Annotated in this window: 5 protein-coding genes; 4 read left to right on the forward strand and 1 reads right to left on the reverse strand. The window is 50.2% G+C overall.

The genetic code is table 11. From position 1 onward, the window contains the following. From VIM87_RS00605 to VIM87_RS00620, 4 genes are all read left to right on the forward strand, one after another. The coding region (locus VIM87_RS00605) for a TonB-dependent receptor (RefSeq protein ID WP_331995088.1) at nucleotides 1-2,781 on the forward strand (2,781 nt) is incomplete at its 5' end. A 17-nt stretch (nucleotides 2,782-2,798) separates the two neighbouring features. Further along, on the forward strand, nucleotides 2,799-4,463 hold the full coding sequence (locus VIM87_RS00610) for a RagB/SusD family nutrient uptake outer membrane protein (protein WP_331995089.1): 1,665 nt from the start codon (nucleotides 2,799-2,801) through the stop codon (nucleotides 4,461-4,463). A 49-nt stretch (nucleotides 4,464-4,512) separates the two neighbouring features. Continuing rightward, complete coding sequence (locus VIM87_RS00615; RefSeq protein ID WP_331995090.1) at nucleotides 4,513-6,060, forward strand: glycoside hydrolase family 30 protein; 1,548 nt, start codon at nucleotides 4,513-4,515, stop codon at nucleotides 6,058-6,060. Nucleotides 6,061-6,075: 15 nt separating this feature from the next. Further along, complete coding sequence (locus tag VIM87_RS00620) at nucleotides 6,076-7,905, forward strand: glycoside hydrolase family 35 protein (RefSeq protein WP_331995091.1); 1,830 nt, start codon at nucleotides 6,076-6,078, stop codon at nucleotides 7,903-7,905. 17 nt (nucleotides 7,906-7,922) lie between these two features. Here the strand turns inward: VIM87_RS00620 and VIM87_RS00625 are convergent. Then, nucleotides 7,923-8,254, reverse strand: a 332-nt coding sequence (locus VIM87_RS00625) for a Crp/Fnr family transcriptional regulator (RefSeq protein WP_331995092.1), incomplete at its 5' end; no start/stop codon positions are given.

The raw sequence follows: 8,254 nt of genomic DNA on the forward strand, positions 1-8,254 counted from the left end.
GTGGTGGTAGTGGGTTATGGCACACAGAAAAAAGCCACCCTTACCGGTTCCATTTCCGTTATAAAAGGGGCGGACATTGTAAAAAGTCCGCAGCCGAACGTATCCAACTCACTGGCCGGCCGTTTCTCAGGCGTAATTGCCAATAACCGTTCCGGTGAGCCGGGGTATGATAATTCCAATATATATATACGCGGCCTGGCTACCACCGGCAATAATGATGTATTGGTGGTGGTAGATGGGGTACCGGGGCAAATAGGCGGCCTGCAAAGGCTGGACCCGAATGATATAGAAAGCATGTCGGTGTTGAAGGATGCTTCTGCAGCCGTATATGGCAGCCGCGCGGCCAACGGGGTAATATTAATTACCACCAAACGGGGTAAAACAGGTAAGCCGGTGATCAGTTACAGCTTTAACCAGGGTTTTTCCTCGCCCACCCGCCTGCCTAAAATGGCAGATGCGCCTACCTATGCCACCATCATGAACGAAATTCAGTATTACACCAACCCGGGTGGCGGCTTAAACCAGTTTTATACGGATGCGCAGATCCAGAAGTTCAGGGACGGCTCCGACCCGCTGAACTATCCCAATACCGACTGGCAAAAAGCTACTTTGCGGAATACCGCGCTGCAGCATCAGCATAGCCTGTCTGTAAGCGGCGGCACTGAAAATGTAAAATATTATGTGTCCCTGGGTACCATCGGGCAGCAGGGCATTTATAAACATGGCGCTACGCAGTACGACCAGTACAACTTCCGTTCAAATATAGATGCCAATATCACCAAACGCCTGAAGGTAGGCTTGTACTTATCCGGCAGGGAAGAGGACCGTGTGTACCCGCAAACCGGCGCCGGTGATATCTTCCGTTCTATTTACCGCGCCTATCCTACGGTAGCGGCTATTTATCCCAACGGGCTGCCTACCTCCGGTATAGAAAATAACAACCCGGTGATGCAGGTAACAGATATAGGCGGTACAAACCGGAATCCCACACAGGTGTTCAACGGCATTCTGAAAGGTTCTTATGATATTCCGGGCCTTGAAGGCCTGTCGCTGGACGGTTTCTTCTCGGTAGATAAATCCTGGAGCGCTGATAAATCATTCAGCACCCCTTACCCGGTATACAGCTATGATGCTGCTAATAATACTTATAATAAAGTAGTGGTAGGCGGTTCCGCAGGCCTGGCTTCCCTGAACCAGTACCAGCTGAACCAGTCCCTGGTAACCTCTAACATCAAGCTGAATTTTACCCGCCAGTTCGGTCAGCATCATGTGGATGCCTTTGTGGGTTATGAGCAAAGCAAAACCGTAATGGACAGCTTGTCTGCATCCCGCTTAAACTTCCCATCCTCACAATTGCCGGAGCTGTCACAGGGCGGATCTGCAGCTACGGATAAGAACAATGCCGGTAAAAGCTACCAGTTCACCCGCAAAAGCTACATAGCAAGGCTGGCTTATAACTACCAGGAAAAATACCTGCTGGAAGGGCAGGCGCGTATAGACGGTTCTTCCACTTTCCCCAAGGGTAAGCAATATGGATTTTTCCCTTCCATATCCGCAGGCTGGCGTATTTCCAAGGAAGACTGGTTTCAGCCGGTATCTTTTATCCAGGACCTGAAGCTGCGTGGCTCTTATGGTACCTTGGGTAATGATAACGTAGGGCTGTTCCAGTATTTTGATAACTATAGCTTCAGCAACCAGTATGTGGTAGGCACTGGTAGTAATATCCACCCGGGTATAGACCTGATTAAACTGGCCAATCCCAATATTACCTGGGAAACAGCCAAGAAGCTGGACCTGGGCATTAATGCCGTTTTCCTGCAGCACTTCTCAATGGAGTTCATTTACTTCCAGCAAAAACGTTCCAATATCCTTACCCAGCGCAATGCTTCCATTCCGCAGGTATCCGGTATTGTGAACCCCTTTGGCAGCGATCCTTTGGTGCCTTCCGAAAATATCGGGAAGGTGAACAGCAATGGTATAGAAGCTACCCTGGGGTATAATAACTCTGCCGGCGATGTACATTACCACATTGGCGGTAACTTCACCTACGCAAAAAGCAAGATCATTTTTATAGACGAAGCAGCCGGCGCACTGGATTACCAGCGCCAGACAGGCCGCCCCCTGAACACTTACCTGCTGTATAACGCCATTGGTATTTTCAGAACCCAGGCTGACCTGGATAATTATCCGCACCTGCCCGGCGCTCAGCTGGGAGACCTGATCTACCAGGATTACAACGGCGACAAGCAGATCACTGCAGATGATGCTACCCGCACAAAATATGGTAACATTCCTGAGATCACTTACGGCATAGTATTAGGCGCAGATTATAAAGGTTTTGACTTCTCTGCAGTATTGGCCGGGCAAACACATGTAAGCCAGTACGTACTGCCGGAATCCGGCACCATCGGCAATTTTTACAGCAGCTGGGCCGATAACCGCTGGAGCCCCAACAATCCCAACGGCAGCTATCCGCGTGCAGATAACAGGGCTTCTGCCTCTATTAACGGAGGACTTTATAATAATACGTTCTGGTTGAATAATGCATCCTTTTTACGGTTAAAGAATATTGAGCTGGGGTATAACATTAATGCGGATATCTTATCCCGCATTAAAATAAGCGGGCTGCGTGTATATGCCAATGCCTTTAACCTGTTCACCATTACCAAAGTGAAGGATTATGATCCGGAAGGCGGTCCCACAGGGTCCTCCACCAGCAGCAGCGGGCAGTTCTATCCGCAGCAGCGTATTGTGAATGTTGGCGTGAATGTTAAGTTTTAAACCGTAAAAAAGAAGCCATGAAGACTAAAAATATTTTAAGCATAGGGATCATTGCAATGGCAGGCATCCTGGTGTCCTGTAAAAAGAACTACCTGGATATTACGCCCACGGACCGTGTGCCTGATGTAGCGGTGCTGGCCGATTCTGCCTTGTTTGAAGATTTTGTGATCAACCGTTATATGAGCGTTAAGCTGCAGGATAAAGAAGGCGAAGGCACCAACCCCGGTTTTGGCCGCGGGTTTGAATATGCCATGTGGAGCGCGCTTACGGATGAATCCATTTATAACAATGATGATAATACCTGGCTGGTGCAACGCGGGCAGCTGGCCCCGGAGAACACCGGTATTGCAGGCACTATCTGGGGGCGTAGCTACCGCAGCATCCGCGAATGCAACTATGCGCTGAACCAGATAGACAGTGTGGCAATGAGCGTAAGTCACCGTACCCAGTTAAGGGGCGAGCTGCATTTTATACGCGCTTTCCGCTACCAGGACCTGATCCGCAACTATGGCGGTGTAGTGCTGATGGGCGATAAGGTGTATAACCTGGAGGATAACCTGGGCGATGATGCTTTATTCACCCGGGCCACCATAAAACAAAGCATTGACTATGCCGTGTCAGAGCTGGACAGCGCTATTGCGCAGCTGCCGCTGGCAAATGATGATAGCTGGCAGCTGGGAAGGGCTACCAAAGGAGCTGCGCTGGCATTAAAATCACGCCTGCTGCTGTATGCAGCCAGCCCCCTGTATAATGCAGGCGCCTGGGCCGCTGCAGCTGCTGCAGCAAAGGCAGTGATGGACCTGGGCAAATATTCCCTGGATGCCAGTTACAGCGGCTTATTCCTGAACGCCAACAGCAACGAGATCATTTTTGAAAGACAATATGCTATTGGCGCCCGCCACGTGTGTCTGGAAATTTCCAACGGCCCTAACGGCTATAACGGCTGGGCAGGTAACACGCCTTTACAGAACCTGGTGGATGCCTACCAGATGAGCAACGGGAAAGATATTACCGATCCCACTTCCGGCTATAATGCGCAGAACCCCTATGTAAACCGGGATGCCCGTTTTTATGCCACCATCTTATATAACGGCGCCACCTACAGGAACAGCACCGTACAGATCTATACACCCGGCGGCAAGGACAGTAAAGACGGCCCTTCCAACTGGAACACTACCAAAACAGGATATTACCTGCGCAAGTACATGGACGACAGGAACCCGATCGACAATCCCTGGAATGTGGCCGGCCTGCAGCCCTGGATCTATTTCCGCTATGCCGAAATATTGCTGAACTATGCTGAAGCGCAGAACGAAGCAGTAGGCCCGGATGGTACAGTGTACAACGCTATTAACCTTATCCGCAAAAGGGTAAATCAGCCCGATCTTCCCGCGGGGCTTTCCCAAACGCAGATGCGCGATGCCATCCGCAAGGAGCGGCAGGTGGAGCTGGCGTTTGAAGAACACCGTTTCTACGATGTACGCCGCTGGAAAATAGCCGATGTAACAGAGAATGTGCCGGCCTATGGGGTGGATGTAACTACCAGTGGCGGCAGCTACGTGTATACGAGAAAGGTAGCCTTAAGCGGACGGGCCTTTGCCGCCAAGCATTACTGGTTACCCATTCCAAGAACAGAGATTCAGGCATCCAATAACCGGATAACACAGAATACAGGGTATTAAAAAATAAAAAGTAAAAAAGTAAAAGGTAAAAATTAAAAGTTGACGTAGCATGAAAAGTAATCACTCATTTGTTCGCGGCATTGGTTTTACTTTTTACTTTTTACTTTTTTACTTTTTTTCACAGGCGCAGCATAAACCGGTTGTTGTAAGCATGGATGCGGCTGTTACTTACCAAACGATCCAAAACTTTGGCGCATCAGATGCATGGGCATGCCAGTATGCCGGCAACTGGCCGGATGCTAAAAAGCAGCAAATGGCAAACTGGCTGTTTGGAATGGATACTACTGCCGGCGGTCAGCCGCAGGGCATAGGACTTTCCCTGTGGCGTTTCAATATTGGCGCAGGCAGCGCTCAGCAGGGCGATGCCAGTGGCATTAAAGATGAATGGCGCCGTGCGGAATCATTCCTGGAACAGGATAGCAGCTGGAACTGGAAAAGGCAGGCCGGGCAACTATGGTTCTTACAGGCAGCCAAAGCAAGAGGCGTGCAGCAGTTCCTGGCTTTTTTAAATAGCCCGCCGGTGCAGCTTACAAAGAATGGAAAAGCATTTGCCAGCAAAGGAGAATGTAATATTGATGCCGCCAAATACAGCGCCCTGGGCGCATACCTGGTACAGGTGCTGAACGGCGTGTATACAACGGCCGGCATCCTGTTCAATTATATCAGCCCGGTTAATGAACCGCAATGGGATTGGAGCGATGGCGGGCAGGAAGGATGCCCTTATACCAATGAGCAGATCAGCGGCCTGGTACGCAGCATCAGCAGCGCGTTTGCAGAGAAAGGAATTGCTGCAAAAATACTGCTGCCCGAAGCAGGGCAGATCAATTACCTCTATGAAAAAGGAGATAAACCCGGCAAGGGCGAGCAAACCAATACTTTTTTTGACCCGCATTCCGCGGGGTATGTAGGCAACCTTCCGCAGGTGCAGCACAGCATTGCCGCACACAGCTACTTCACAACATCGCCTCACAACAAGGCGGTGCAAATGAGGGAAAAGCTGGCAGCCGGTGTTGCCAGCATAGCCGGCCTGGATTACTGGCAATCTGAATATTGTATCCTGGGCGATAATGCAGGTGAGATCAATGGCAGCAAAAAAGATCTGGGCATGGAAGCGGCCCTATATCTTGCGCGGGTTATCCATAATGATCTGGCGGTGGCCAATGCCGCTGCCTGGCAGTACTGGCTGGCCATATCGCCCTATGATTATAAAGATGGCCTGATCTACATTGATAAAAATAAAACAGACGGGCAGTACCACGATAGTAAAATGCTGTGGGCCATGGGCAACTACAGCCGGTTTATACGTCCCGGCGCCCGGCGTGTACAGGTAACCGTTAGTGACAGTGCCGCGGTGGGAAAGAACCTGCTGGTATCTGCTTACAGGAATATTGATAACACTTTTAGTATAGTAGTAGTGAACAGTAGTGCAGCCGCAGTGGACATAACCCTCCACTGCCGGCATGCAAAATTAAGCCGGGTACGTTCCTACACCACGTCGGACCAGGGCAGCCTGGCGCCCGGCAACACTGAATTTACTGTAACAAACAGCATCCGTATCCCTGCCCGTGCAATAGTAACCCTGGCAGGGAGATCTTGATTAAATCTGTAAAGCATGAAAAGGATAAGCGTAGTTATTATTACTATGGTGGCTTTTTGTATGGCTGCTATGGGGCAGCAAACCGGCACGCATAGTTTTGCGTTGGGCGATTCTGTTTTCCTGCTGGATGGTAAGCCGTTCCAGATGATCTCCGGCGAAATACATTACCCCCGCGTGCCCCGGGAAGCCTGGCGCGCACGGATGAAAATGGCAAAAGCAATGGGGCTGAACACCATAGGCACCTATGTGTTCTGGAATGTGCATGAGCCGGAGAAAGGACATTATGATTTTTCAGGGAACAATGATATTGCCGCCTTTGTAAACACCGCCCGTGAAGAAGGTTTGTGGGTAGTGCTGCGCCCAAGCCCCTATGTTTGCGCCGAGTGGGAATTTGGCGGTTATCCTTACTGGCTGCAGGAAGAAAAGGGATTGGTGGTGCGCAGCAAGGAGCAAAAATACCTGCAGGCCTATCGCAATTATATAAAAGAAATTGGTAAGCAGCTGGCGCCTTTACAGGTGAACCACGGTGGAAATATCTTAATGGTGCAGGTGGAAAATGAGTATGGCTCTTATTCAAATGATAAGGAATACCTGGACATTAACCGTAAAATATTCCAGGAAGCCGGTTTCGACGGCCTGTTATATACCTGCGATCCGGAGCCTGCCATTAAGGACGGGCACTTACCCGGCCTGCTGCCTGCTATTAACGGCATTGATGATCCTGCAAAGGTGAAACAGCTGATCCGCACCTGGCATAACGGCAAAGGACCTTTTTACATTGCAGAATGGTACCCTGCCTGGTTTGACTGGTGGGGCACAAAACACCATACCGTACCTTATGAGAAATACCTGGGCAGGCTGGATAGCGTGCTGGCAGCAGGCATCTCCATCAATATGTACATGTTCCATGGCGGCACCACGCGCGGGTTTATGAATGGCGCCAACTATAATGATCAGAATCCTTATGAGCCGCAGATCAGCAGCTATGATTATGATGCGCCGCTGGATGAAGCAGGTAATGCCACGGAGAAATTTATGAAGTTCCGGGAAGTGATCAGCAGGCATTTGCCGGCCGGTCAGGTGTTGCCGGAAGTACCGGCAGCCAGGCCGGTTATTGAGATACCCGCCATCCGGTTCACACAAACCCGCAGCTTATTTGACGTGTTACCCAAACCGGTTAACAATAAAACGCCTTTAACGTTTGAAGACCTGGGACAAGCCTACGGGTGGGTATTATACCGCACTACCCTGAACGGCGGCCAGGCCGGCTTGCTGAAAATAAAAGCCCTGCGCGATTATGCGCTGGTGTTCATTAATGGTAAAAGAGCCGGTGTGCTGGACCGGCGTTTATACCAGGACAGCCTGCAGGTGCAGCTGCCAAAAGGTAAGGTAACACTGGAGCTGCTGGTGGAAAACCTGGGCCGTATTAACTTTGGCCCATACCTTTTACAGAACAAAAAAGGGATCACTGAAAAAGTGTTGTTGAATAACAAGGAGCTGCTGAACTGGCAACAATTCAGGCTTCCGTTTGATACGCTGCCTGCCGGGAAAGCTAAAGCGTATACCCTTACCCGTGGTAACGCACCGGTGCTGAAGGAAGGTACTTTTGTTCTGTCAAGAACGGGGGATACTTACCTGGACATGAGCAGCTGGGGCAAGGGAACCGTATGGATCAACGGGCATAACTTAGGCCGGTATTGGGAAATAGGCCCCCAGCAAACTATTTATGTACCCGCAGAGTGGCTGAAGGCTGGAGAGAATCACATAGCCGTGCTGGAGCTGTTAAAACCCGGTGTGGAAACGTTGTCAGGGGTTGAGCGCCCGGTGCTGGATGTGCTGAAATAACGAAAGGCCGGATGAGGTTAATGATTGTGCGGAATAAAAGCGCGCAATCCATCCTCATTGAGGATCTTCATATGCTTGCCTTCCGTTTGAATAAAGGAGCTGGCTATCCATTCAGTGAAGATCTTAAAAACAGTTTCATAAATAGTGCCGGCATAGGATGCAATGTCCTGCCGCGATACGGTAATATTAATGTACCCGTCCTCACGCAGCCCGAAAGTATCTTTAAGCAATAATAAAGCGCTTGCTGTGCGGCCCTTGGCATCCAGGTTGGCCAGGTCGCTCATTCTCTGTTCCGCTTTCTGAAGCTCCGTAGCGTAAAACTGCATCAGCTTATAGCTGAATGCGGCAT

The sequence above is a fragment of the Chitinophaga sp. genome, assembly GCF_036569125.1.
Taxonomy (GTDB): domain Bacteria; phylum Bacteroidota; class Bacteroidia; order Chitinophagales; family Chitinophagaceae; genus Chitinophaga.

Bases quoted from the DNA above. Each gene is read 5' to 3' on its own strand.
- VIM87_RS00610 (WP_331995089.1), top strand. From the start codon at position 2,799: ATGAAGACTAAAAATATTTTAAGCATAGGGATCATTGCAATGGCAGGC.
- VIM87_RS00615 (WP_331995090.1), top strand. From the start codon at position 4,513: ATGAAAAGTAATCACTCATTTGTTCGCGGCATTGGTTTTACTTTTTAC.
- VIM87_RS00620 (WP_331995091.1), top strand. From the start codon at position 6,076: ATGAAAAGGATAAGCGTAGTTATTATTACTATGGTGGCTTTTTGTATG.